General features: G+C 67.1%; 26 protein-coding genes and 2 pseudogenes. 19 read left to right on the top strand and 9 right to left on the bottom strand.

All coding sequences use genetic code 11. From position 1 onward, the window contains the following. The first annotated feature begins 303 nt into the window (after nt 1-303). The 3 genes from ACODT5_RS03865 (at nt 304) to ACODT5_RS03855 (ending at nt 1,999) form a co-directional block, all read left to right on the top strand. Nucleotides 304-915: a tetratricopeptide repeat protein gene (locus ACODT5_RS03865; RefSeq protein ID WP_422517767.1), complete on the top strand. Its 612-nt coding sequence runs from the start codon at nt 304-306 to the stop codon at nt 913-915. 128 nt (nt 916-1,043) lie between these two features. Next, nucleotides 1,044-1,286: a hypothetical protein gene (locus ACODT5_RS03860; RefSeq protein ID WP_422517766.1), complete on the top strand. Its 243-nt coding sequence runs from the start codon at nt 1,044-1,046 to the stop codon at nt 1,284-1,286. A 272-nt stretch (nt 1,287-1,558) separates the two neighbouring features. Further along, a complete protein-coding gene (locus tag ACODT5_RS03855; protein ID WP_422517765.1) occupies nt 1,559-1,999 on the top strand; it encodes a DUF5959 family protein in 441 nt (146 codons plus the stop codon). A 631-nt stretch (nt 2,000-2,630) separates the two neighbouring features. Here ACODT5_RS03855 and ACODT5_RS03850 read toward each other — a convergent pair. After that, nucleotides 2,631-3,092, bottom strand: coding sequence for a hypothetical protein (locus tag ACODT5_RS03850; RefSeq protein ID WP_422517764.1), 462 nt, complete (start codon nt 3,090-3,092; stop codon nt 2,631-2,633). A gap of 18 nt (nt 3,093-3,110) precedes the next feature. On the opposite strand from ACODT5_RS03850, the gene ACODT5_RS03845 reads away from it, so the two are divergent. Next, the gene (locus tag ACODT5_RS03845) at nt 3,111-3,542 is read left to right on the top strand and encodes a hypothetical protein (RefSeq protein ID WP_422517763.1); all 432 of its coding nucleotides are present in this window, start codon (nt 3,111-3,113) and stop codon (nt 3,540-3,542) included. A 136-nt stretch (nt 3,543-3,678) separates the two neighbouring features. On the opposite strand, the gene ACODT5_RS03840 is transcribed toward ACODT5_RS03845, so the two are convergent. Continuing rightward, the gene (locus tag ACODT5_RS03840; protein ID WP_422517762.1) at nt 3,679-4,362 is read right to left on the bottom strand and encodes a maleylpyruvate isomerase family mycothiol-dependent enzyme; all 684 of its coding nucleotides are present in this window, start codon (nt 4,360-4,362) and stop codon (nt 3,679-3,681) included. 99 nt (nt 4,363-4,461) lie between these two features. Here ACODT5_RS03840 and ACODT5_RS03835 point away from each other — a divergent pair, with 99 nt between their 5' ends. The 4 genes from ACODT5_RS03835 (at nt 4,462) to ACODT5_RS03820 (ending at nt 6,504) form a co-directional block, all read left to right on the top strand. Further along, the gene (locus tag ACODT5_RS03835) at nt 4,462-4,677 is read left to right on the top strand and encodes a hypothetical protein (protein WP_422517761.1); all 216 of its coding nucleotides are present in this window, start codon (nt 4,462-4,464) and stop codon (nt 4,675-4,677) included. Nucleotides 4,678-4,859: 182 nt separating this feature from the next. Further along, on the top strand, nt 4,860-5,249 hold the full coding sequence (locus ACODT5_RS03830; protein WP_422517760.1) for a hypothetical protein: 390 nt from the start codon (nt 4,860-4,862) through the stop codon (nt 5,247-5,249). Nucleotides 5,250-5,672: 423 nt separating this feature from the next. Next, nucleotides 5,673-6,119 (top strand): relaxase domain-containing protein, encoded by a 447-nt coding sequence (locus tag ACODT5_RS03825; protein WP_422517759.1) that lies wholly within the window; start codon nt 5,673-5,675, stop codon nt 6,117-6,119. After that, nucleotides 6,004-6,504, top strand: a complete 501-nt coding sequence (locus tag ACODT5_RS03820; protein ID WP_422517758.1) for a relaxase domain-containing protein — start codon at nt 6,004-6,006, stop codon at nt 6,502-6,504. Before ACODT5_RS03825 ends, ACODT5_RS03820 begins: the two co-directional genes overlap by 116 nt. 201 nt (nt 6,505-6,705) lie before the next feature. Here the strand turns inward: ACODT5_RS03820 and ACODT5_RS03815 are convergent. Further along, nucleotides 6,706-6,879 (bottom strand): annotated as a pseudogene (locus ACODT5_RS03815) (ISL3 family transposase); the annotation flags it as partial. A 446-nt stretch (nt 6,880-7,325) separates the two neighbouring features. Next, nucleotides 7,326-8,015 carry a hypothetical protein gene (locus tag ACODT5_RS03810; protein ID WP_422517757.1) on the bottom strand — a complete coding sequence of 230 codons (690 nt, stop codon included), beginning with the start codon at nt 8,013-8,015 and terminating at the stop codon, nt 7,326-7,328. Nucleotides 8,016-8,386: 371 nt separating this feature from the next. On the opposite strand from ACODT5_RS03810, the gene ACODT5_RS03805 reads away from it, so the two are divergent. Both ACODT5_RS03805 and ACODT5_RS03800 read left to right on the top strand, forming a co-directional pair. Further along, a complete protein-coding gene (locus ACODT5_RS03805; protein WP_422517756.1) occupies nt 8,387-8,902 on the top strand; it encodes a hypothetical protein in 516 nt (171 codons plus the stop codon). Between the two features lie 368 nt (nt 8,903-9,270). Continuing rightward, the gene (locus tag ACODT5_RS03800; protein WP_422517755.1) at nt 9,271-9,855 is read left to right on the top strand and encodes a DinB family protein; all 585 of its coding nucleotides are present in this window, start codon (nt 9,271-9,273) and stop codon (nt 9,853-9,855) included. Nucleotides 9,856-10,108: 253 nt separating this feature from the next. Here the strand turns inward: ACODT5_RS03800 and ACODT5_RS03795 are convergent, their stop codons facing one another. Then, nucleotides 10,109-10,492, bottom strand: a complete 384-nt coding sequence (locus tag ACODT5_RS03795) for a hypothetical protein (RefSeq protein WP_422517754.1) — start codon at nt 10,490-10,492, stop codon at nt 10,109-10,111. A gap of 310 nt (nt 10,493-10,802) precedes the next feature. On the opposite strand from ACODT5_RS03795, the gene ACODT5_RS03790 reads away from it, so the two are divergent. The 4 genes and pseudogenes from ACODT5_RS03790 (at nt 10,803) to ACODT5_RS03775 (ending at nt 12,099) form a co-directional block, all read left to right on the top strand. Next, complete coding sequence (locus ACODT5_RS03790; RefSeq protein WP_422517753.1) at nt 10,803-11,003, top strand: hypothetical protein; 201 nt, start codon at nt 10,803-10,805, stop codon at nt 11,001-11,003. A 356-nt stretch (nt 11,004-11,359) separates the two neighbouring features. Then, nucleotides 11,360-11,503, top strand: coding sequence for a hypothetical protein (locus ACODT5_RS03785; RefSeq protein ID WP_422517752.1), 144 nt, complete (start codon nt 11,360-11,362; stop codon nt 11,501-11,503). 60 nt (nt 11,504-11,563) lie between these two features. Further along, nucleotides 11,564-11,848: pseudogene (locus ACODT5_RS03780) on the top strand (GmrSD restriction endonuclease domain-containing protein); the annotation flags it as partial. Further along, nucleotides 11,845-12,099 (top strand): hypothetical protein, encoded by a 255-nt coding sequence (locus ACODT5_RS03775; protein ID WP_422517751.1) that lies wholly within the window; start codon nt 11,845-11,847, stop codon nt 12,097-12,099. The pseudogene ACODT5_RS03780 and the gene ACODT5_RS03775, both read left to right, overlap by 4 nt. A gap of 452 nt (nt 12,100-12,551) precedes the next feature. Here the strand turns inward: ACODT5_RS03775 and ACODT5_RS03770 are convergent, their stop codons facing one another. Then, nucleotides 12,552-13,127 carry an MFS transporter gene (locus ACODT5_RS03770; RefSeq protein ID WP_422517750.1) on the bottom strand — a complete coding sequence of 192 codons (576 nt, stop codon included), beginning with the start codon at nt 13,125-13,127 and terminating at the stop codon, nt 12,552-12,554. Nucleotides 13,128-13,419: 292 nt separating this feature from the next. On the opposite strand from ACODT5_RS03770, the gene ACODT5_RS03765 reads away from it, so the two are divergent. Further along, a complete protein-coding gene (locus ACODT5_RS03765; protein WP_422517749.1) occupies nt 13,420-13,845 on the top strand; it encodes a hypothetical protein in 426 nt (141 codons plus the stop codon). A gap of 377 nt (nt 13,846-14,222) precedes the next feature. Here the strand turns inward: ACODT5_RS03765 and ACODT5_RS03760 are convergent, their stop codons facing one another. Next, complete coding sequence (locus ACODT5_RS03760) at nt 14,223-15,740, bottom strand: restriction endonuclease (RefSeq protein WP_422517748.1); 1,518 nt, start codon at nt 15,738-15,740, stop codon at nt 14,223-14,225. A gap of 180 nt (nt 15,741-15,920) precedes the next feature. On the opposite strand from ACODT5_RS03760, the gene ACODT5_RS03755 reads away from it, so the two are divergent. Genes ACODT5_RS03755 through ACODT5_RS03745 form a run of 3 tightly spaced genes read left to right on the top strand, consistent with a single transcriptional unit; the run spans nt 15,921 to nt 19,593 of the window. Then, complete coding sequence (locus ACODT5_RS03755) at nt 15,921-17,579, top strand: Mu transposase C-terminal domain-containing protein (RefSeq protein WP_422517747.1); 1,659 nt, start codon at nt 15,921-15,923, stop codon at nt 17,577-17,579. 3 nt (nt 17,580-17,582) lie between these two features. Beyond that, on the top strand, nt 17,583-18,365 hold the full coding sequence (locus ACODT5_RS03750) for an AAA family ATPase (protein ID WP_422517353.1): 783 nt from the start codon (nt 17,583-17,585) through the stop codon (nt 18,363-18,365). Nucleotide 18,366: 1 nt separating this feature from the next. Next, a complete protein-coding gene (locus ACODT5_RS03745) occupies nt 18,367-19,593 on the top strand; it encodes a hypothetical protein (protein WP_422517746.1) in 1,227 nt (408 codons plus the stop codon). Nucleotides 19,594-19,633: 40 nt separating this feature from the next. Here ACODT5_RS03745 and ACODT5_RS03740 read toward each other — a convergent pair whose 3' ends face one another. Together ACODT5_RS03740 and ACODT5_RS03735 are read right to left on the bottom strand one after the other, a co-directional pair. Then, a complete protein-coding gene (locus ACODT5_RS03740; protein WP_422517351.1) occupies nt 19,634-20,083 on the bottom strand; it encodes a hypothetical protein in 450 nt (149 codons plus the stop codon). A 104-nt stretch (nt 20,084-20,187) separates the two neighbouring features. Next, nucleotides 20,188-20,613: a DUF5958 family protein gene (locus tag ACODT5_RS03735; RefSeq protein WP_422517350.1), complete on the bottom strand. Its 426-nt coding sequence runs from the start codon at nt 20,611-20,613 to the stop codon at nt 20,188-20,190. A gap of 537 nt (nt 20,614-21,150) precedes the next feature. Here ACODT5_RS03735 and ACODT5_RS03730 point away from each other — a divergent pair. Further along, nucleotides 21,151-21,900 (top strand): hypothetical protein (locus tag ACODT5_RS03730; RefSeq protein WP_422517745.1); only part of this gene is annotated, 750 nt, incomplete at its 3' end.

Raw genomic sequence — 21,900 nt, 5'->3', positions numbered from 1 at the left:
CCCCGGTCCGTCGAGGAGTTGTGCGGGTGCGCCGCCGATCTGCTGCCCCCCTGGGTGAACGTGTTATTCGTAGGCTCCGCGCATGAGAGTGCTTTCGTTCGCGCCGCCGAAGCGAAGCCGGCCGGACGATGAGCACCCCCTTGGCCCGGGCCGAGGCCCTGTACCTGGCAGGGCGCTATGCCGAGGCCGAGGCCGAGGCACGATCCGTGGCCGCGGCCCGGGCCCGGCCGCGCGACGACATGTACGCGCCGCTGGCCCTGGGCATGGCCGCGCTCGCGGCGGGCGCCCAGGACCGCCATGCCGATGCCATCACCAGTTACGACACACTGCTCCCGGTATTCCGCAGGACCGTTCGGCGCCGAACACCCGAAAACCCTGAAACTGCGCTCGGACCGCGCCCAAGCACTGGCCTCACTCGGCCGGCACGCCGAATGCGAGGCAGAGTGCGCGGCCGTCGCCCAGATCGCAGCCCAGGGCACAGGGCCGGACGCGGCGCACATAGCGACCACCGCCCGCAACGGACAGATCTACGCCCTCACCGCCCTGGGCCGCCACCCGGAGGCAGAGGCGCTGGCGCGCCAGGCACTCGCCATCCATCGCGTACCGGACCGGTTCGCCCTGGCACTGCGCCTCGGTCTGGCCCGCAGCCTGACTAGCCAGGACCGCCACGAGGACGCTCTCGCCGAAGCAGCACGCGCCGACGAACTGCTCCGCAGCTTGCCCCAGGAGCATGGCCGCGCAGAAACCGGTGCCGTCGAGCTGGCCGCGGCCACCGCCCTCCTCGGACTGGGCCGTGGCACCGAGGCCCGCCCTCTGGCCGCAGCCGCGCATGACGCCTGCCTGGCCGCCTTCGGCCCGGAACACCGCCGCACCACCGAGGCTCAGACCTTGCTCGACCGCATCGGTGCTGCTTGAGGAGAGGCGCAGACCCGCTCGGCGCACGCCGCCCCGGATCCGCTTCGCCCCGCAGGCCCGCCGGGTCTGTCAGAGGGGGCTGTCGTCGCTTCGTGTGGGGTGGTCGAGGGTCTTCCGGGTGGTCGCGTGTGGCTGGCTGGGAGGATTTCGAGGTCGTGCGCAGGGCTGCGGCGGGGGAGTCGATGGCGCCCACCGCGTGGGCGGGGCATGCGGTCATGGCCGTCGCGCAGTCCGTTCTGGTGCCGGTCTCGGCGGAGCGGATGGACGTCCTGCGCGGTGGTGGAGGCGCAGTGGAAGCCGGCCCCCATCGGAGGCTGACCGGGCGAGGCCGATGGCTCGGGGATGCGACGCTGGAAGTGGTGGGGGCGTGAGCGGAGGTCCGGCGATGCGTCCCATCTGGTCCGGCGCGATCAGTTTCGGCTTGGTCACTTCTCTGAACTAAGAGTCGTGGCCTCAATCCGAGCTACAGCGGGCAGGGTCACAACCTGTCCGAATCCACGGAGCTGGCGTACGGGTCCGTGATCCGGCGTTCCTTTGCAGATCCAGCCCAAAACAGCTTCAGAGACCTCACGCCTTCACCCGACCGCAACGCCTGTACGCTGCACGGCAAGAATGCTGGGTAGCCAACATCCTGGGGTGGGACATGGAAGATCGTGAGCGGTTCACTCTGCTGCGGATCACTGGCAAGTACGGCGGCAGCGTGGCCATTGAACTCGATGAATCCGGAGCGTCCGGCATTCCGGACACCTGCGGTGAGCTGATGGTGCACAACGACTTCGTTGCCGGACTCACTCGCACCTACGTCGAGCCGTACGACCTCGCTCCCTGGGAGCACGTGCTGGATGAGCTCGAGGCCGGCCGAGACGCGGTGTGGCGCGAGTGCGCCCGAGTAGCTGAGATTGGCATCCAGCTCGTGGACAGGGAAGACGACCAGGACCAGATCACTGTCACGGTCTCCGACCAGCAGACAACGCGGGTGGCCATCAGCCTGGAAGTGAACCGCGGTTGGATCGAAGAACAACGTGAGCTGCTTCATGGAATCCGCAAGGCTTGGAAGCATGTGCACCCGACCGCACTGCGGTAGCTGCCTCGGAACAGCAACGGAGTACTGAAATTTCTCAGCGCCCACAAGTCGACCGTGACCGGCGCAGCAGGCCGTTTACGTGGCTCCTTTGCCCAGCAGCGACCAAACTCTTGACCTGAGAATCGCACAAGTCAGTTCAGTCAACACGCCTTCTCTGAACCAGTTGTCCGCGTACTCCTCTGCGTTCTGAGCACCGCCAAGTACAGAGATACGTGTACCGCAGGAGCTCCCGTTCGGTTGCCTGCTTGAGTCCCGTAATGTCTGCTCTCTCAAGTGTTGAAGAGTGATGGAGGGGCTTCTTGGAGGAGAGCGAAGCACGGAGACTGGCTGAAGACTTCGGTCGGACCCTGACCGACCGTTGGGACGAGTGGGCCTTCAGGCTTGGCCTGTGGGCGACCCCGGCGGTCACTGGCGTCTATGGCTTCACCTGGTATCCCACTGCGAAGGACGAACAGGGGCGCCAGATCAGGGTCGGAGGAAACTGGCCCATCCTCGTCGACCAGGACACGGGGGCGTGTCGAGTTGTGCAGGGGCCGAAGGAAATGGCCGCGCTCAGAGGTACGTCAGAGGTTCGCTCTGCGCTGATGCGACGCTACGGTGGTCGGTAGGAGACGGGCTGACACGGCAGTGTTCATGCTCTCGTGCCGTCGTTGTCGGAGCCGATCGCCGCGCTCAGGGTCCGCAGGGCGTCGTCGTATTGGTGACGGTCGAACTGGAACGGGCCGAATGGCACGTAGTCGCGAGTCGTGCGGTGTGGTTGCTCGAAGGCGTCCCAGGTCACGAGGGTGGCTGTTGCGGTGATGCGGGCCATGAGCGGCCAGCATCCCCACTCGCCACATTCGCAACCGAGGACGGGTGTCTTCGGCCCCATGGCGCTGGTGGACCGTCCGAGGAAGTGGTCCTGCATCGGGCCGAACCGGAAGAACGCCGGGATCAGACCACCGTAGGCATCACCTGCAGGTTCCATTTTGGCCGAGATCTCGAATCCGTCGATCAGCTCGGTGAGTGGTGCTCCGTCGATGTGAGGGACCACCACGAGCGGGCCGTCGTCGCCTCGGTTATGGCAGCCGAACCGGATCTCATTGCTGATCATCCCGTCATTGTCTCAACGGTGCGCTGCTCCCTTCTGCCGGGCGGGTTGAGCGGGGGCCTGTCGAGGCATGCCGAGGTTGATCGGCATACCTCTGGAGACGGCGTCGATCTGGTCGGATTTGGCTTCGGCGCCGGCGAGGCTGACGCGCAGGCCCTCGATTTCACCGAGCTGGCCCTCGCGCTCGGCTTCGGCGATCCGGTCGAGGAGGTTGTCGCGGACCCCAAGGTGATCTTCCGCCTGGAGGAAATCAAGACCGATCTCATCGCACGCCGGGCCCGGGCCGAAACGGAAGGCTGGCTCGGAGAAATCGAGAGCATCGACCTGACCCTGACCCTGACCCTGACGCTGCTCCAGCAGAAGCACACCGAAGCGTTATGGCTGCCAGGCAGGCCCCGAACCATTGACCTGGGCATTCCCGCGCTGGCGCCTCGTGGTAGGCAGGAGAGGTGATCGCCCTCACGCGAGGGGCCTGCTTGGGCTTGCGGGTGATCCGGTGGAGGTGCGGCTTCCAGTCGCGCGCCTCGGCGGCGACGCTCGGACGCGCGCCGACCCGGCCGCGCTCGCGGGCGGCGGCCGAGCGCAGGCGTCAGCCTAGGGCGAGCCATCGGATGCCGAGCTGTTCGATGTGCGCGGTCTCTGAGTCGTCCAACGGCTCGCGGCCGGTGGCTTTCCGCAGGAAATGCGGCTGGCTCCAACCCAATTTGTCGGCGGCCGCCAGCTGCTCTGCGCCGAGAAGCAGTTCCAGCACGGCGTCACCGGCTGACGAGGTGAGCCAGGGTTCGTATCCGAGTGCGTCAGCCAGGTCGAGGCCGTGGACGGCGACTTCGACGACTCGGGTGATCAGGAACTCCGACAGGAGCATGGCGTCACCATGGCGTGTCCGCACGGTCCGGCCGGCCGGCTGGACCCGGCACAGCCGGTCGACCCGGCGCCAGGTCGCGGTGAAATCCTCGGCGAAGGCGGCACCATCGGCCGGCTCTGCTGCCCGGTCCTGAGCCAGAGTGATCCGGGCACCGTTGGTCTGGGGTGAAAAGCGGTCGTCCGGACGGTAGTAATCCGCAGCGGAAATCCCGGCATCACCCGGGGCTGGCGCGTCCAGCATGCCCGGAAGCCAATCGATCACGACGCACACGTGCCCGAGCAGGTCACGTACGGTCCAGGGAGCGCAGCGTGTCGGGAGGCTCCACTCAGCTCCGGACAGTCCTGACACAGCATCAGTGAGCGCCCCAGATTCCCGACGAAACGCTTCGAGCACATGGTCTTGATTCATTCCGGTGACGCTACTGAGCCTCGACGTCGGTGTCGTGGAAGTCGCGGGCACAACCAGCCTGGTCCTACCCGCAGGGCCGGACCTGGGAGACTAGGGATCATGAACGACCGTCGACCGCTCTCGCTGCCCGTCTTCTCCGAACCCGCTTCCGACGCTCCCGTACCCGCCCAGGCGGGTGGGCGCCGGCTGATGCCGATCGAGCAGGGCGCCGACTTTCGCCAGCCGCCCGGCGAGACCGAGCCCGCACCCGCCCCGGCCCGACGTCCGCTCGCCCCAGGCGGACTCACCTTCTCAGACCCGGACCGCCATATCTGAGCGCTACCACCACGGGTTGCGCCACGTCCAGGACCAGCTCATCACCTAGCCCCACCGCCCGGTGTGCCAGCGCCTCCACCTGGACAGTGGTCGTAGCCGGCCCGGCTCCCGCCTCGGATACCGTGTTCCTCTACGGGGGTGCATATCGGATGTGACGCCCCCCATCGGAGGTAGTTCAGCGTATGAGTTCAAAGCGCAGCAAGAATCCAGCCCTGCCCGTACTTGACGACGCATTCCGACTCGCGTCGGTCAAGGACGCCGAAGAGTCCACCCGTGACTTGGCCGCGCGGCTGGCCACCACCGAGCTGCGCCGCGTTTCGCACCCGGGCCGGGTCACCTGGGAGCCCACCGATCAGGCCGAGCCCGTACCGGCCCCGCCGACTGTGGTCGACGGGGACGGGGACCTGTGGCTGCGGGACCGGGGCACTGGCACCTGGACCATGCCCGAGTTCAACCCGAAGGAGTTCCCGGCCCGCTGTGGCGAGGTTCTGACGTGGAACGAGCTTGCCCGCGAGTTCGGCCCGCTGACCGCACTGGCCGACGACCGCCGCATGGGCGGCGGCCGGCGCTGACCGCAGTCTTCTGGGGTGACCGCGCCCCTGAAGCGCCCGTTCCGGGTAGCTGGAGCTCCAGCTCACCGCCGAGCTCGACGATGGCGGCGAGCAGCTGAGCGTGGTGGTGGCGTGCGACGGCCTCGAGCAGCGTGGTGCGGGCTTGGCGCCACCCGATGCTTCCGGCTCGGGGCCGTTTCCCGTCTGGCGGGCGCCGGTGAAGAAAGTTCGGCCGCTGCTCCCGCCTGGCGGGACGTAGGGCTGATCGGTCTTTTCTTGCAGGTCAGGGTCGTGTGGCGTGGTCTCCATGATGGAAATCGCGATCATTCGAGCCGGTCAGATGTACCGCTGCTACCTGCGTCAGGTCGTCGTCGGTGACGGCCGCCGGCCGGCGCGTACACCCCTCCGTAAGGCGCAGGAGGAGGCGGCTGTCCCGGCCGGGCGATGGATGGGCCGGGCCTGACCGTGTTCGGTCTGTCGGCGTGGGAGGCGGTCACCGAGCAGCAGCTGCGGAACCTGTTCGGGGAGCGGGGTCGGGACCCGTATGCGGACCGGATCGAGGCCGAGGAGCTCGCCGAGGGGAAGTCCCCGAAGACGGCAGTGAGGGCCGGCGCTCTCGGACGCCGGGTGTCGGTCACCGGGTTCGATCTCGTCTTCCGACCGAAGCCGACGATCTACTTGTTGTGGGCGCTCGGTGATGACGAGACTCGGCGGGTGACCGAGGCTGCGCACGAGCGCGCGATCGAGCGGGTGCTGGAGTGGATCGAGGACGAGATTGCGGTCATCCGGTACGGCAAGGAAGGCATCTACAAGGTCCGGCCCCCCGGGCGGTCTGGTCACCGCCCGCTTCCGCCACTACGAGGCGCGCTCGGGTATGCCGCTCCTCCATGACCACCTGCTGCTGTCGGTGAAGGGCCAGCGCCTGGATGGGAAGTGGGGGTCGATCCATTCGGAGGTCCTGTTCGAGAACACGGTCGCAGCGTCCTCGCTCTACAACGAGTGGCTTGACGGTCTGATTCGGTTCAGGAACGGATTCCGTGAAGGCGGCCAAGAGGCGGTTACGGTCTGTGGGTGGTTGGTCGGAGTCTTGCTCGGAGACTGTGCTGGGCGGAGCTCTGTGCGCGAAAATGTTCGGCGTGACGACTTGAAGAGCACCGGCCGGACGACAGCGCTGGCGAAAGGTCGGGACCTGGGCGATTCCCGATGGCGATCGACGCGTCTGCGCCGACTGCGGAACGCCCGTCAGTTCCTACCAGTGCCGTTTCCATCCGCCTGAGTCCTCGATGTTCGAGCGGTGCATCGGACTCGCCTGGTGTTCCACTTGCCGGATCTACTCCGGCAGCATGGTGCAGGTCCCGCGGAAGCGAGTCCTTGTTGACCTCCTCGCATCTCTTCCTCCTGAGCAGCGAGAACGGCTTCTGTGTTCGGAGACACGACTGATCGGGTTCCTGGACCGCCAGGCCCGAGGAGCCAGAAGTTAGGGTCGGCGGCTGGCCGCGAGCAGGAGGAGCCGCCTGCGCAGTAGTGGAAGTTTCGCTCTGCCGAACATGCTGCGCTTGAGGGCTTTCAGGTCGTTGACGCGGCCTTCGACGGGACCGGATGGCCATTCGGTGCTCATGCCGAAGATGACGGCGTCGAGGTCGGTGATCAGCCCCGGCGGCGAAGGAGGCCAGGCCGCACTGCTGATCGGCGCAGACATCGGCGATCCATCCGCGCAGCCGCTCTCCTTCACGGTTGGTCATGATGGTCGCGAACGTCCGGACGTGGGTGATGGCGGCCGTGAGCTCGGGCGAGTCGGCCAGCAGCGTCTTGAGCCGCAGTTGGTCGTCGTCGCGAAGGTGGTCGGGGTGGCTCATGATCCAGCGAGTGGCTTCGCGGGGCGAGGGAGGTCGGGCCATCGGCGGACGGCCGGCCGCTGGTGGGCGTTTGGGATGTAGAGGATGGACGTCTGTCGGTCTTCCACCGCGAGCTGCAAGAACACGGGGCCCGCTGGGCCTACCGCACCCTGCGCGACTCCGCTGGTCCGGTCTTGCCACTGGCCGTGCAGCATCGCCTCCGGGCTGGCGGCGCGAGCGTACTTGTGCACGGTGTTGCGGCCTAGCCCGAGCCGGCGGGCGTCTTCGCACTGGCGCAGGCCCTGCTCGACCTGGGCCCTGACCGCGGCGTGGGTGTCGCGGAGCCGGGGTCGAGGAACTTCCCCGCGGGGTAGGGCTCGGATGGCTCCTGGCCTACGGAGGTCGGCACGGGTTCGGGTGAAGGTTTCTGCTCGACGAAATCCCGGAGGAGAACGCGGTGGTGGGAGACCAGGCGTTCGACGGCTTCGCCGAGGTTGTGCCAGACATGCCATTTGTCTGCGCAGCGCGGGGCCTGCGGGGCGCGGTGCGGGCACCTTCGGCGAAGAAGGCCGCACGGTCGCGGCAGACGATCTCGACGCCGGGGTGTTCGCGCAGCCATGCGGCCAGGGTCTCGGCCTCCCGGTCGGGCAGCAGGTCCCAGGGGCTGGTGGGTCTCGCAGTCGATCAGGATCGTGCCGTACCGGCGGCCCTTCCAGGTCGCGAACTCATCCAATCCCAGCACCCGCGGCACCGCCCAGACCGGCTCCGGCAGCGCCATCACCACTCGAAGTACGGTCATCCGGCTGACCACGATGCCCAGCACCAGCCCCAGCCGGACCACGGCGCGAGCGGCCAGATCGACACCAAGCGCTCCGACGATCCGCAGCACGCCGTTCTCCACCACCACGAGTTCCACCAGCACCGTCACCAGGTGGGGGAACACCAACTCCAACAAGGTCTCACACGACCGAAGAATGATGTCCAGGATGACGGAGCGTCACCGGCGCACGGCAGCACGATCCATTTCGCGGAATCCGGGCCTGAGCCGACGAACGAGAGCCGCTTGGGCGGTGGTTTCGGGAGCCATGTTGGTCCGTCCGTGCAAGAGACGGAGAGGGACGGAAGTCCATGATCGGCGGCGGGATTGGGAGCCTCACTGATCGGGTGACATCCGGTTCGGTGTGTCTGCGGTGTCCGAGCTGGGTGGACCAGAAGCTTTGCGACCAGGGTCCTGCCGATCCGTGTCCCTGACAGGCGCGGTGCGGAAGGGGCCCACCTTCTTTTTCGGAGAGGGCGGGCCCGCCGGCGGTCGATGATGTGTCGATGAGCCAGAACGAGTTCGACGTACTGCGGCAGGCCGGAGACAGCACCGGCCACCGCGAGTTCGCAGAGCGCATGGTGCGGGCTCTGAGTGACGGCCTCCAGGCCCTGGAAGACCTTCCGCGCGACGACGAGTTCTGGCAGGGCTGGGCCAACGGTGACATCACGGTCCACAAACTCAACGCTCTCACCTCCGAGCGTCTGCATCGCGATCCCGCAGACCGGACGGCGCGGTGGACGCTCGTGGCCCTCGCTCTCGCCCACGGCGCCAATGACGGCGGGCTTCCCCTGTTGGGGCCGGAGATCGCCGCCTATCCGACCGTCGTGGCGGACGCGCTCGTCATCGCGGACTGGATCGGCCAGGAGATCGGACTCGATCTCACCGCCGAGTTGCGTGAGGCGTGTGCGTGGGCCGATCGCAGCGAGCTGGAGCTGCTGGCCCGGACGGAGGGAGGAGAGGCAGCACGAGCTGCGTTGGCTGTTCTGGAACCACGGCCCCCTCTCTCCAGCCGCGACTGAACCGGCCGGGAGACGGTCAGGGGCTGCGTCGTTCCGCTTCGGTGACGCGGAAGCGGTAGGACTCGCTACCGGTCTGGATGAGGGTGTAGCGGAAGGTGATCCGGTCGGCGATGGCTGCGCAGAGGCGGGGGGTCGCACTAGGCCCGGATTGAGGACTACCGCGGAGCAGCCGGCCGGGCTCCCAACGCCGACGTCCACCCAATGGCGACTCTGCGCGGGGACTGAGAGGCTGGCTCACGTGGACAGGTTCCGGAGCTCCTTTTAGCAGGTCGGGGCGGTGGCCATGGCCGAACCACGGCTCCGCCAGTCGTTGTGGACTGCGTACGGGATCTTGAGACGATGAGCAGCCCATGGCAGGCTCGTGCCACATGATCGATGAGTTCGCGAAAGACAACCTGCACAAGAGACTGCGGCGGGACCGTGAGGCGCTGCTCTGGAAGCTCGACGGCTTGTCCGAATACGACGCGCGTCGGCCTCTGACAGTGACCGGGACCAACCTCCTCGGCCTGGTCAAACACGTGGCCACGGTCGAGGCCAGGTACTTCGGCGAGGTCTTCGACCGCCCTTCTCCGGAGCCGCTGTGCCGGTGGCAGGACGCCGACGGCAGCGATCAATGGGCGGCCGAGAACGAGACACGCGATCAGATCGTCGGGTTCTACCGGCGCACGTGGGAACACTCGGACGCGACAATCAACGAGCTTGCCCTCGACTCCCCCGGCCACGTGCCCTGGTGGCCGGAGCCTTATGCCGACACGAACCTGTTCGCCATCGTGGTCCATGTCCTCGGCGAGACCATCCGGCATGCCGGGCACGCCGACATCCTGCGCGAGGGCGTAGACGGCCGGACCGGGATGCGCGCCGAACACGAGCAGCCGATCGACAAGGAAGCCCGCGCAGCCTACTTCGCGAAGATCGAGCAGGCCGCCAGGACGACCGCATCAACCATGGCTTAAGCCGGCGCTGCCTACGGGCTCAGCGGCGCGATTCGGGCTCCGCTACGGACTCGCCCTGGGGGGCCACGTCCGCAGCACGCGCCGGACCGGTCAGTCTCCTCGATGAGCTGGATAACCGAGGCCTGGCTTCCGTGCAGCCCGACCCATCGCCGGTAGGTACGCCGCGCGGCGTCCTCGTTGTGGTTCACCCCCCCCGGGGACATCACCATGTCCGGCCACTTCGACGGGAGGCCGGGTGACGGTGGCGATTCAGTCAGCGGATTATCTCGGCGAGCGGCAGAGTCCGTTCCGTTTCGCCTTCTGCGCGCAGGAACCGGTCGGCTTCCTGACGGACCTGTGCCCACAGTTCGTGAGTTCTGAGGCCCTGCGCGGTCCAGTCCGTGGATCCCTCCGCCGCGGTCAGGTGGCCGAGGAGGTCGTCCATCCGCTGGACCTCGGACAGTGCCTCGGGGGTGAGCCAGCCCTCGTTGCCGAGCTGCTGTGCCATCACCGCGGCGTCGTCGAAGTTCAGGGCGATCTCGTCCACCGGGACGTCGTACGTCTCCAGCCAGGCCAACTGGTCGGGTGCGGGAGCGGCCAGCAGCGCCACGGCGGCCAGGAGCTGCCGGTACCAGCCTTCCCAGTTTGGTTCGGTCACGGCCCGATCATGTCAGTCGCCGGCCGGGGGACTTCCGTGCGGGGGCTGCGGTAGGAAGGTCACGTCCGGCCGCGTGGATGCCCGGTACTGCAGTCCCGCGTGTCGGCAGCGCTCCTACCGGCGCCGGACTGAGGACAATCTGCACGCACACCCGTAACACCACGCCACCACCTCTGGGGCTGTCATGAGATGACCAAGCTGCTGTCGCGGGACGCCTATCGCGAGGATGGCCGGCTGCCATGGGCGTGCCTGTTCACAGCGGTGATCGACCTGACGGCTCTGCGGGCCTTGCGGGAGTCCCGTACGGACGTTGGACGCCCTGGACCTCACCGCCGAGCGGCTGAACCGCCTACGGCTCGCGTTGACCAAGGTGGCCGAGGACTCCCGCGCCCGCGCTGACTACTACGACGAACACGGCGATCCCGAGGGGCGACCGGTGCGCCAGGACGGGCAGCGAGCACACCGCCCTCAGCAGCCGGACCCGCGCCGTGGGCCACAAGCCGGCCGCTGAGGGCACCGGTGCCCGGTGGGTCTTTCCTGGTACCGCCCCCGGGCAGGTTGGCGCGGCAGCGTGAGGCTCTCTCGCGGGGAACTCGGCTACGTCATCCGTCGTCTTTTGAAGACCGGCGGCATGTGCACCTCAATGGGCCGCCCTGACCGTGAGAGGACGCGCCATGTCGAGCAGCCCTGGAGCCGAGGACGCCGCCCCGCCCCAGCCGGCGTCTCCACCGAGCGTGGCCCCGCCTGGGGGATTTCTACCGGGACTACGACGAGTTGTGGGCGATCAACGAAGCACGGATCGTCGCTCTTGAGGCTGCGGAACCTGGTTCTCTGGCGACATGTAAATCCGTCACACGTTTCGTCGACGTGCTGAAGATCGCCTCCCTTGAAGCGGGCATGCGGTTCTGCTTCGAGAGCGGCAAGGGCTTCCTGACGCTGGTCGAGGTCGGCAAGGACGGCGACCCTGAAGAATTCCTCGACCTCAAGATCACCTTTCTGGGAGCTCGGTGAAGGTGTGCACGCCGCGTTTTGCTATGACACCACCGCGTGTCAAAGCGAAACATGTCAGGCCACATGGTGCCCCTCGCGAACGCCTGGCGTTCGTGCGGCGGGGCGTGGACGGCGGAGCGGCGCAAGGAGTTCGCGAACGACCTGCCCCGCCCTCAGCTCCTCGCGGTGTCGGCGGCGACGAACCGGTCAAAGGGCGACCAGGGCCCCCAGGACCGGCAGCCTCCCGCGGAGGCGTATTGGTGCACGTACGCGACGGCGTGGACGAACGTGAAGAGCAGCTAACAGCTCACGGTGACCAAAGGCGAGAAGAAGAAGCTGACCGAGATGCTGGAGACGTGCTCATGACCGACCAGCCCGATAACACCCCGCAGCCTCACCACGGTGCCGTCCTGGAGGGGTCGGTCCCGTTGACCGACCACGTGAAGGCGGGGCCGGGCGGCGCGATGACGGACGAGGTCGGGGCCACCACCGGCGATCTCACCCTGAGGACCGAGGCTGGCCCGGACGGCACAGTCGCGGTCCGGATCCAGGGCACCGGAGCCGAGGAGCGGTACGCCCTCACCGGCAGCCCCGCTCCGCGGCGGGGGCCGTGGTGACGGGGGTCGGGTCGATGGTGATCCGTCCGGCCGCTGTGTGGTGTCAGGCCAGCGCCTGGGCGGTGATGTCCGGATCGTCGTCGGGTCGATGAGGAGGGTGAGGGGCGGTGGTGCGGCTCGGCTCGGCCCGGGCTTGCGGCTGCGGGGCCGGCCGGCACTACATGCCGCCGATTCCCGGCGCCGAAGCGCAGCTGGGAAGCCAGCCGGGCGCCGGCCCGCCCGGCCAGCGCGAGCCCCACTCGCTCCAGGGCGCGGTTGAGCCGCGTGGCGAACCGTGCGTGCGGGGCGGCGAGCCGAGAAAACTGCTCGGCGAACGTCCGGCGCGGGCAGTCCGCCGCTCCGCAGATGAAGCGCCGGACCGTCAGCCGGATCACGAAGCCCTGCTCAGCGAGCGGAAGATCCTTCAGCCTGCGCTGGTAGCGATCGTGGACCCGGAGATACCTGATGGATCGTCAATTAGTGTCGCGGACGACCAAGGCGTACGCGGTCTCACGCGAACCCGTCTCCTCACAATCGAACATCGGGGTAACGCTCCGCGACGACTCCCCCCAAGAAAAGATCTGCGGCTTGTGTTCGGTGATCCAGGGGGCGGCGAGAAGCCCGGGGGTGGCGGTGATAACGGCTGCGGCGATGACGGTGGCATTGAGGCCGAGGATGCTGGCGACGAGCGCTCCGGCGGCGGAGCCGATGTCCCTCCAGAACCGGTAGGTCCCCAGGGCGTTGGCCCGCCAGCCGGGGTGGGCGTGGTCGGAAATGGACGCGATGAGCGCCGGGTAGACCATGGCCGTGCCCCAGGCCGAGGATGACCGCGGACAGGATGCCCGCGAGCAGCGGACGGTCCAGCAGCGCGAGACCGAGGACGAACCCGACCGCATGGACGAGCTGCCGTGGACGATGAGGATTTCGTGGCCGATGCGGTCGGCGAGGTGTCCGGTGGGAATCTGCCCGCGCCCCCACAGGATCGGGTAGAGGCCCTTGATCAGGCCGACTGCCGCGAGGCGTGACAGGTACTGCTGCAGAACTGTCACGGTCCGGTTTCTTGCGCCGCACGGGACGGTCATGGGCCGCTGTGAGGCTCTTGTGTGTCCTCGCGACAGGTCCGGGGAGAAGGAAAGGAAAGGCTCAGACTGTGTCAGCGCTGCTCGTTCTGCCCTTGCCGCGTGCGCGCGCCATGCAGGAACCGGGGCATGCTCCTGCGCGCCATCACCGCGGAGACGCGCCGCGCCCTCCTCGCATTCCCCGACGGCGCCGCCCGCGGCGCCGTTTGGTGAGCGTAGCCGCGAAGACCCAGCCGTTAATGATCAACATCTTGGGGGTTCCATGTTGAAGTCACTTCGCCTGTTACTGCTCACTTCACTGGCAGTGGGCACGCTGATGACCACGTCCGTCGGGCCGGCCAGCGCCGCGCCGGAGACGATCAACCGGGATCAGGTGCTTTCGATCTCGGACAAGAGGACCGCCGAGTGGACGTCGATCGGCGGGTTCCAGGTTCAGCTGCGCTATGGCACCTACGCCGGTTCCCAGTACGGCTGGGCCAAGTTGGACAACTTCCCGACGGACCGGCAGGGTGCCATCTGGCTGGAAACCAGTTCCGACAGCAGGGCGAACTGGGTCACCCGGTCCATCTACAGCACAACGGTGAGCGTGTTCACCGATGGTGTCCAGACCAGGTCGGCCAGCAGCTTCGTGATGCGTGCCTGCTACCGGGGCCCGGAAACAAACAAGTGGTGCACCGACAAATGGTGACCGGCTAGCCTCGATCGTTCATGAAGGGCCGTCAGCCCGCTGACGGCCCCTCATGTTGGACGTTGGCGGGCGAGTCCTGGCCGGATAGTTCTTCGGCCAGTTCCAGTTCCATACAGCGCAGGCGGGCCGGGGAGAAGTTGTAGGGCATCCTGCTGATATTCGGCGTCGGTTCTTCAGTGGTCCGGCGTTTCGTTTTCAGTAGGTTGTGAGCGCTGTGACGTGCAGGTTTGTGGTGATGCGGCTCCTGTTCTGAAAGTTCGGCGCTGATTTGTTGCTGAAGAGTGCTGCCGAATCTGGGGTGGAGCTCGCGCCGAGTCTGTAGGCGTTGGACCGGTATGCGCGGAGTGAGTTGGGGCGAGCTTCTTGCTGGTCCTGTGTTAGGTGAGGTCTCGGGTTGCCCAGCCGGGTGGGAGCTTGGGGAGTCCGATGAGGGCGTCGATGTGGAGGTGTTCGAGGAGGAGCGCTTTGAGGTGGCGGCCGTCGATGACTTCCATGCGGCCGGTGCGGTAGGCGAAGTCGTGGCTCGCTTTGCCGAACCAGGCGGTGGTCACGACGATGCCCTTGGCTGCTGCTTTGTCGTGCATGACGCCGGCGAGGGCGCGGACAGCTTCGGCGGGAACGGCGTTCTTGGTGCGCTTGGCCTGGATGATGCAGAGCCCGCCGATCAGGGGTTCCTCGTTGAGGGCAACGGCGTCGATTCCGTCGTCGCGTGAGGCCTGGGTGACCCAGGATTTGAGTCCGATTGCCTCGAACAGCCGGCGGATGAGGTGTTCGAACTCAATCGGGTCGAGTGCTACGAGGTCGGGGCGGCTGTCGAGGCCGGCGATCACGTCCCGTTCGGGTGCCAGCTTGTATTTGGCGAGGTCGAAGGTGACCACCGGGCGGACGGGCTCGAGGTCGTACGGGTGCTGGGAGACGATGGCATTGAGGTAGCGCAGGCTCTGGACGGGATCGAGTTCTGGTTCGTCGAGGACGAGTTCCTCGAAGGTCTCCCTGCTGACACGCAGGCTGATCAGGCAGGGGCGGTCGGGTCTTCCTGTGGCGCGGTCTTTGGCGTGGACGTGTCCGTTGAAGGCCACGACGTCGACCAGCGCGGGTGGTGTCACGGCGAGCGCTTCGTCGATGGCGCGGAGCGCGAGTCTGGCGACGAGGTCCCTGTACATTGCCTTGGTCTCGGCGTCTTTCCGCGGCTGGGGGACGACTGCGGGCGGAGTCGAACCCTTGTATCGGTACTGCATGGCCACTGGTACTGCCACCTGGCTGGGGAGTTCGACGTCCAGCACGAGCTCTCGTGATTCGGGTGTGAACGCCGTGCGCCACGTGCCGCGAAGTCCGGTGGGGTAGCTGACCTGGCGGAGTGCGGCTTCGACGTGGCCAGTCATCGCGTCGATGCCATTGCTGAGAAAGGCCTGCTCTACCGGCAGGCGGTGAGCGTGCAGTCCTGTCGTTCTGCCGGTGAGCACGGCGTTCAGGCGCTTGACCTGCTCCTCGACTTCGGCTGTCTTGGCTGCCGCTTCACGGCGCAGGTCCCCGCTCAGCTGTTGGCTTGCTCGCCGGTCGGCCTCGGTTTTCTCACGCGCCGCGGCCTTCTTCTTCTGCTCGGCCGCCTTCGCCCGGGCTGTTTCACGCTTCTCCAGGTCCCGAACGATCTGATCGGCCTTGCGTGCCTCCTCGGTACGCGCCTTCTCGTTCTGCTTCTTGGCCCGTACCCAGGCTTGCGCCTGCTCCCTCTCTCTGCGCGCCTCCTCTCTGGCCTGGCGGGCCGCTTCCCGTTCCTCAGCGCGCGCCTGCCGTAGCCGCTCTGCTTCTGCCTGCTTGGCAGCTGCTGCCTTGGCCTTTTGGGCATCGCGGTACGCCTGCATGAGCTGAGACGCCAGCGACTTCCTTCGCGCCATGGGTTCCCCTTCGTAGCCCCGCCTGCAGGCAAGAGCTGCCCCGTGGGCTACTGCATCAATCTGGGCGGTCCACCTGAGCCGGGCACCTCCGTTCGGGTGATGCTGCGCGGCGTGTCTGCATGAGGTGGGCAGGGGAGGACAAGCGTCTTCGCGGGGGAGTGGGTCTGGGGGGTGGTGCGCATGGCCGGGAAGGATCTCGACGTCGGGGACGTGGTGATGCCGCTTGCTGTGGGGCGGGAGGCGGCCGTTGCCCGTCTGCTGTCGCTGGATTCCCGGGGCGAGCTTTCTTCGGGGCATGTGCGGTTGGTGGCTTCGGTGTCTGGGGTGTCGGAGCGGACGGTGTGGAGCTGGCTGTCGGCGGGGCGCCGTGAGGGGCGTCTGTCTGCTCGGACGCCTGCGCGGACTGGCGTGAGTGCTGATGTCCGTGCGCGTCTTGCAGTGTGGGGTGGGAACGTGGCCGCGGTCCACCGTGAGCTGCTCGCCGAGGCGACGGAGGCTGGTGTCGCGGATTCGGTGCCTTCTCTTCGTGCTCTGCAGCGCGCGGTACGGCAGGACTTGTCGGTGGGGGAGCGGGCGGGGTTGAAGGGCGGTGAAGCAGCCCGCCGACGCTACGACGTCTATGGCAAGCGTCCGCGGACTCATCGGAACGCGTGTTGGGAGGGTGATCACAAGCGGGTCCCGGTCCGTGTGGACGTCGAGGGCGTGGCGGTGTGTCCGTGGGTGACGTGGTTCATCGATGTCGCGACGAAGGCCATTGTGGGAGTGGCGGTGACTCCGCATCAGCCGGCCCGGGACGCGGTCCTGGCCGCGCTGCGCACAGGCATCAGTAGGCAGGATCCGTACGGCCCGTTCGGTGGCCTGCCAGGCGTGGTGCGGGTGGACCGGGGCAAGGAGTTCTTGTGCCGGACGGTGGAGCGCGCGCTGGGTGCCTTCGCGGTTCCGGTCCATGACCTGCCCGCCTATAAGCCGTATCGCAAGGGCACCATCGAGGCGCTGAACGACGCGGTCGAGGTGATGTTCCTGGTTTCGCTGCCTGGCTATACCCGCAGGGCTCGGCCGGTCGGTGCTCACCGTCCGGATCGGGTGGAGCACCTCTTGTCGTATCCGGAGTTCGTCGAGGAGCTGCTGAAGTGGGTGCGGGGGTGGAACACCAGCCACCATCCTGAGGGTCTTGCGGACGGGATGACGCCGTTGGCGGCGTGGGAGGCGGATCCGGTGCCGGTCGAGGACGTCGCGGAGGAGCGGCTGGCGTTCTTCGCGTTGGAGGACGACGGTCGGGTCCGGAAGATCACCACGAACGGAATTTTATGGCGGCGCCGTGCCTACATCGCGCCGTGGATGGCCGGGCACGTCGGCATGCGGGTCCGGCTGCGGTATCTGCCGCACTACGACGGGCGGATCGAGGTGTTCTCCGCCGAGGAGTGGGGCCGGCATCTGGGTAGCGCCTATCTGGCCCAGGCGGCGACGGTGGAGCAGCGCCGTGCGCTCAGTTCGGTCAGGGAGAAGAAGGCCCGCGCGCTGAAGGCGGATCTGAAGGCGGCGGAGAAGCTGCGCAAGTCCCGCTACACGGCCACAACGACGGCGTCCGTGCCCCGTCCGCGGCGCACGGTCACGTCTTCTCAGGCGGAGGCGGAGATCGCCCGGGCCAGGGGTGTGGATCTGGCGGCCCGGGCGCTGCCGGACTTGATCCCTCCCCGTGAGCCTCCGGCCTCGTGGGCGCGTCCGGTTGTCCGCCCTCGCCGGGCGGCCGACTTGCAAACGGATGCTGGACAGGCGGAGGCAGCCGATGACGGGCTGCCGGGAGTGGCTGATGTACGTGACGACAGCGGGGAGCGTTGATCAATGGCGACTGCTGAGCGACAAGGCCGGCTGCCCCGGGAGCGGGAGGACCACTTCATGCGACTGCCGGGCGCCCAGGTGGTCTCAACACGTGCCCTACTCATGGTCCGGGAGAACATCCGTGCCGCGATCGAGGCCAGAGCCATGATCTGTATCTACGGGCAGGCGGGCCGGGGCAAGTCGTTGGCGGTGAACACCTCGCTGCGCGAGCTCGCGCCGAAGCTGACGCGCCGGATCCAGTTCAGGGCCCGCCCCTCCACCCGAGACCTGCGCCACGAACTGTTCCATGCCCTTGGTCTGCAGGGCCGTCCGCCGGGGCAGCCGATCGAGTTCGACCGGATGCTGCGCGGCGCCCTGGAGGAGACGCACGTCCTGGTCTGTGACGAGGCGCAGTGGCTGTCGAAGATGTGCTTCGAATATCTGCGCTATTTGTGGGATGACATCGGTTCGGACCTGACGATCGTGTTCACGGGCGGGGACGGCTGTTTCGAGATGCTGCAGAGCGAGCCGATGCTGGAGTCCCGCGTGTACGCGTGGCAGGAGATCGAGCCGATGCCGCTGGAGGAGGTTCTCACTGTCGTCCCGGCGTTCCATCCCGTGTGGGCGGATACGGACCCGGACTTGATCGCCATGTGCGATGACGAGGCCGCGCACGGCAACTTCCGGGCCTGGGCGAAGATCACCCATCATCTGACCGCCGGGATGAAGGAGTCCGGACGGATCCTGGATGAGGACCTCCTGCGTTGGTCCTACAGCAAACTGCGCCAGCGACCGGTGGTGGCCTGAGGTGCTGGACTGCCCGAATCCGCCGCCGGTCACGGTGGTCCTGGACCCGTACGACGACGTGGTCCACACCCGGGCGGCCCTGGCATCCCACGCCCCGCAGCACGGACGCCTCACCGTGCACCCCACTCCCGGCACCGACGCCGGGATCGCGCTCGCCTACGACATCCTCGCCGCCCTGGGCAAACCCGTCCCCCTCACCGGCTACCGTCACCTCGACCCCACCCCGGCCTGGGCGATCGCGGCCGCCTGGATCCTGGCCACGCCCATCACCCACCTCACTCTGCTGCGCGCCCACCTGCTCACTCCGCACCGCTTCAGAGATCTCCTCGCTCTGCGCCGGCGCACTGGTGTCCGCCTGGTTCTGGTCTGCCACCACCGGGCCATGCGGGCTTTCCTGGAGCGTGAGCTGCGGCAGGTGGAGCACCTCGTCGCTGAGGCCTCCGCTCTGCTGCCCGAGGCCGAGCTGGCCACGCCGCAGCAGCAGGTGTCCCAAGCGGCGCGGCCGTTGGTGAACCGCTGGATCAGCCTGCCCGCCCTGACCACGCTCAGGGCTCTCGACGAGGCGACCGGCTCGTGCCGGTGCGCCGCGCCGCTGGCGCAGGACCGGGACTTCTTCGCGCCGGTGATGCCACCGGTCACCGAGGCGGAGGTGGTGTGGCGTCTTCACCGTGCAACGGCGCACCCGTACCTGGCGGCTCAGCTCGCCACGGCCGTGTTCACCGCGGCCTCGACCACCCAGCTCGCCACCGCGTACGTCCGCGATCTGGCCCCGGACGGCACGACGATCACGTTGCACGATCAAGGGTTGCGTCAGGGCTGTATGACTCACGCTGTTCCAGCCTGGGCCCGCCCCTTGCTGAGTGCGACCGCTCTCCTCTGGCGGATTGGGGCCGGCACCAGCGGGCCGCCGTTCAGCGACCCGCTGGGAGGTGAGGGGCTACCGTCCCTGACGGCCTTCGCTGAGGAGTGCAAGCTGCGCCCGCCTCAGCCGCCGCGCCCCAAGCTGCGCCGGAGCCGACATGGGACGGCGCTGTGCCTGAAGGAGTCTGTGAAGACCATCTGGCCTGTGCGTACCGCCCATTACGGGCTTGCCTGGGCCAGGGATGAACCTGATCTGATGCAGGGCTGTCCGCAGCCGCCTCCGCACACACGGAAGACCATCGAGAGGCGGAAGAAGGGGTGGCTGCCGCCGGACTACGGACTGCGAGAGCTTCGCCACCTGCGCTGAGAGCCAGTGAATCTGCAGTAGAAGTGGCCAGAACGGGCGGCTACGCTTCTGGCTTCCCCGTAGCGTCCGGGGCCTCTGCCCCGTACCGGGGTCGAAGCTGTAGGTACCTCTCCTTCATGGCGGGCCCGAGATGTGCCTCTATGCCGTGCCCGGGTTCCCCCTCGTACGGGAGGTCGTAGAGGAACGAGGTCACGATGACCTCGATTGCCCCGGGCACGCGACGCTGTGTCTCTTCCTCCAGGAACGCAAGGACCCGGCGCCAGTCGGGACCGTCCGGGGCGTCCTCCGTCAGGTACGAGCGGACGGTGTCCTGCACGACGTCCCAGAAGAACACGTGCGGGAGCAGCCTGTTCTCGTTGAAGACGTGGCACTCGTAGGCGTCCTCGAACCCGGGCACCTGAGCAACGAGGTCTTCCACGAGGCGTACGCCGGCAGCATCCTTCTCGGCAGTCCCGTCCGCCTTCTGCTCTTCGTTGTCGTCGGCAGCCATGTGCTGGGACGCTATCGCATCGGTTCAGCACCACCCGCCGCCTCATCTGCTTTGACCTGCGTGTACCTGGTCTCTCGTTCATCCAACGGAAGAGATGGCTGCGATCATTCGCAATTCCTGGTCAAGTTGTGCCAGGCGTGTGTGCAGGTGCCTTTGCAGTACATCTCCCTGCGTCGGGTGTCGGCGACGGTGAATACGGAGACGAGTACGCGGAAGGCTTTGACGTGTTCGTCGGCGGGGAGGCCTGAGAATCCGTAGCGGGGAGGGTTCATGCAGATCATGACCGAGGGGTTGGCGGTGGGTTTCACGCCTGACCGTGCTACGCCCGCGCGGCCGTCTTCGGCTGTGATGTGGGCCTGCATCGCGTACAGGCCGGCCTCGTGCAGTGCCTCCTGCCGGCGGGCCGGTGACAGGTTGGTGAACCAAGCTATGCCCTGCTCCAGGGTGCAGAGTCCTTGGGCGATCCCGTTGACGACTCGTTCGGTTCCATACCAGAAGGAGGGGTCGTCCGCGTTGTTCGGTTCAGTCATCGCTTGATCATTCCATGTGCTGGCAGCGCATGAGGAGCCCTCAATGCGACTGCGACGGTGTCGGGTCGTTGCATGAGATGTCATGGTGGCCGACGATTCAGCGCCGACGTCACGTGTTGTCAGTGGTCGGTGTCACTGACGGGTCGGTAAAAGGCCCAGTTCACGAGGTTTTTGATGGTGGCTCAGGCTTCACCGATCGCCGACAAAACACAGCCGACGTCTTGCTGCTGGTATGTGGGCTGTCAGCCAGTTTCTAGCTGGTGTTCAGATTGAAGCATGTGGGTTGGTGGGTTCGAGGTTGGGTTTTTTTGATCTTTGGGTGGGAGGGGGTGTCTGGTCGGTAGGCTCCGGTTGGTTCCGCGGAGTGTGTGACCGGGTGTGTTTGTGGCTGATGGGGGTTGTGTGGTGTCTGTGGGTTCTGGTGCTGGGGAGTCGGTGGTGTTGTGGGTGGATGAGAGTCTTCCTCCGGCTCGGATTGATGTTGATTCGCACCATGATGGTGTGCCGTTTGTGGGTCCGCAGGAGTCCCATGAGCCGGTGAAGGTGCTGGTGGGGCCGTATCCGGACATGGCTGAGGGTGATCTGATCAGCTTGTGGTGGGGCCCGCGTACGGTCGCAGTCGCGGACTACGCCTCTGAGGGCCGCCTGCCTGAGTATCGGGTGGGTGAGCACGAGGTCGGCAAGGCGGTCGAGTTGCATGTCAGCTGGCACGAGGTCGGGGCTGAGGGCCAGGGCCAGGGTCACGTTGTGACGTATGTGGTGGGGCGTAGTGGCGGGTCGGGTGTGTTCGTCGAGTTGCAGGAGGGTGAGGATCCCAGCTTCGAGGTGCAAGCCCTGTATTCGGGGTGGGCTCCGTTCACCCGGGTTGATGTGGTGGCCCGTGGGGGTGGGGAGGAGTCGCCGGCTCCGGAGGTTGGGGTGGCTTCGGAGGGTGTCATCGATCTGGCTGTTGTAGGTGATGACGATGTTGAGGTGGTTGTTTCTTTCCCGTTCTGGCAGGGCTTGGACGGGGGGGCTGAGGCTGTGCTGACGTGGGAGTTCGTGACGCCGGGCCGTTTTCCCCTGCCGCTCCAATGGGACAAGGGTGATGTGGTCTTCGACCGGCCGGGAGAGTCGTCAGTAACGGTTACCGGCAAGGCCGTCGAGGGGCGGGTGGTCTTCCAGGTTCCGAATGAGAGCGTCGTGAAGGCTGCCGGCGGTTTTGGGACCTTCCGTTACGAGGTGCCGGGGTGGGAGTACGCCTCTGTCCTCCCGGGCGGTTTCGATAGGACCACGGTGACGGTGGTC

The sequence above is a fragment of the Streptomyces tatrensis genome, assembly GCF_049310065.1.
GTDB lineage: Bacteria > Actinomycetota > Actinomycetes > Streptomycetales > Streptomycetaceae > Streptomyces.
The sequence above is the reverse complement of the archived record's forward strand: the minus strand, read 5'-3'. Positions and strand labels throughout refer to the sequence as shown.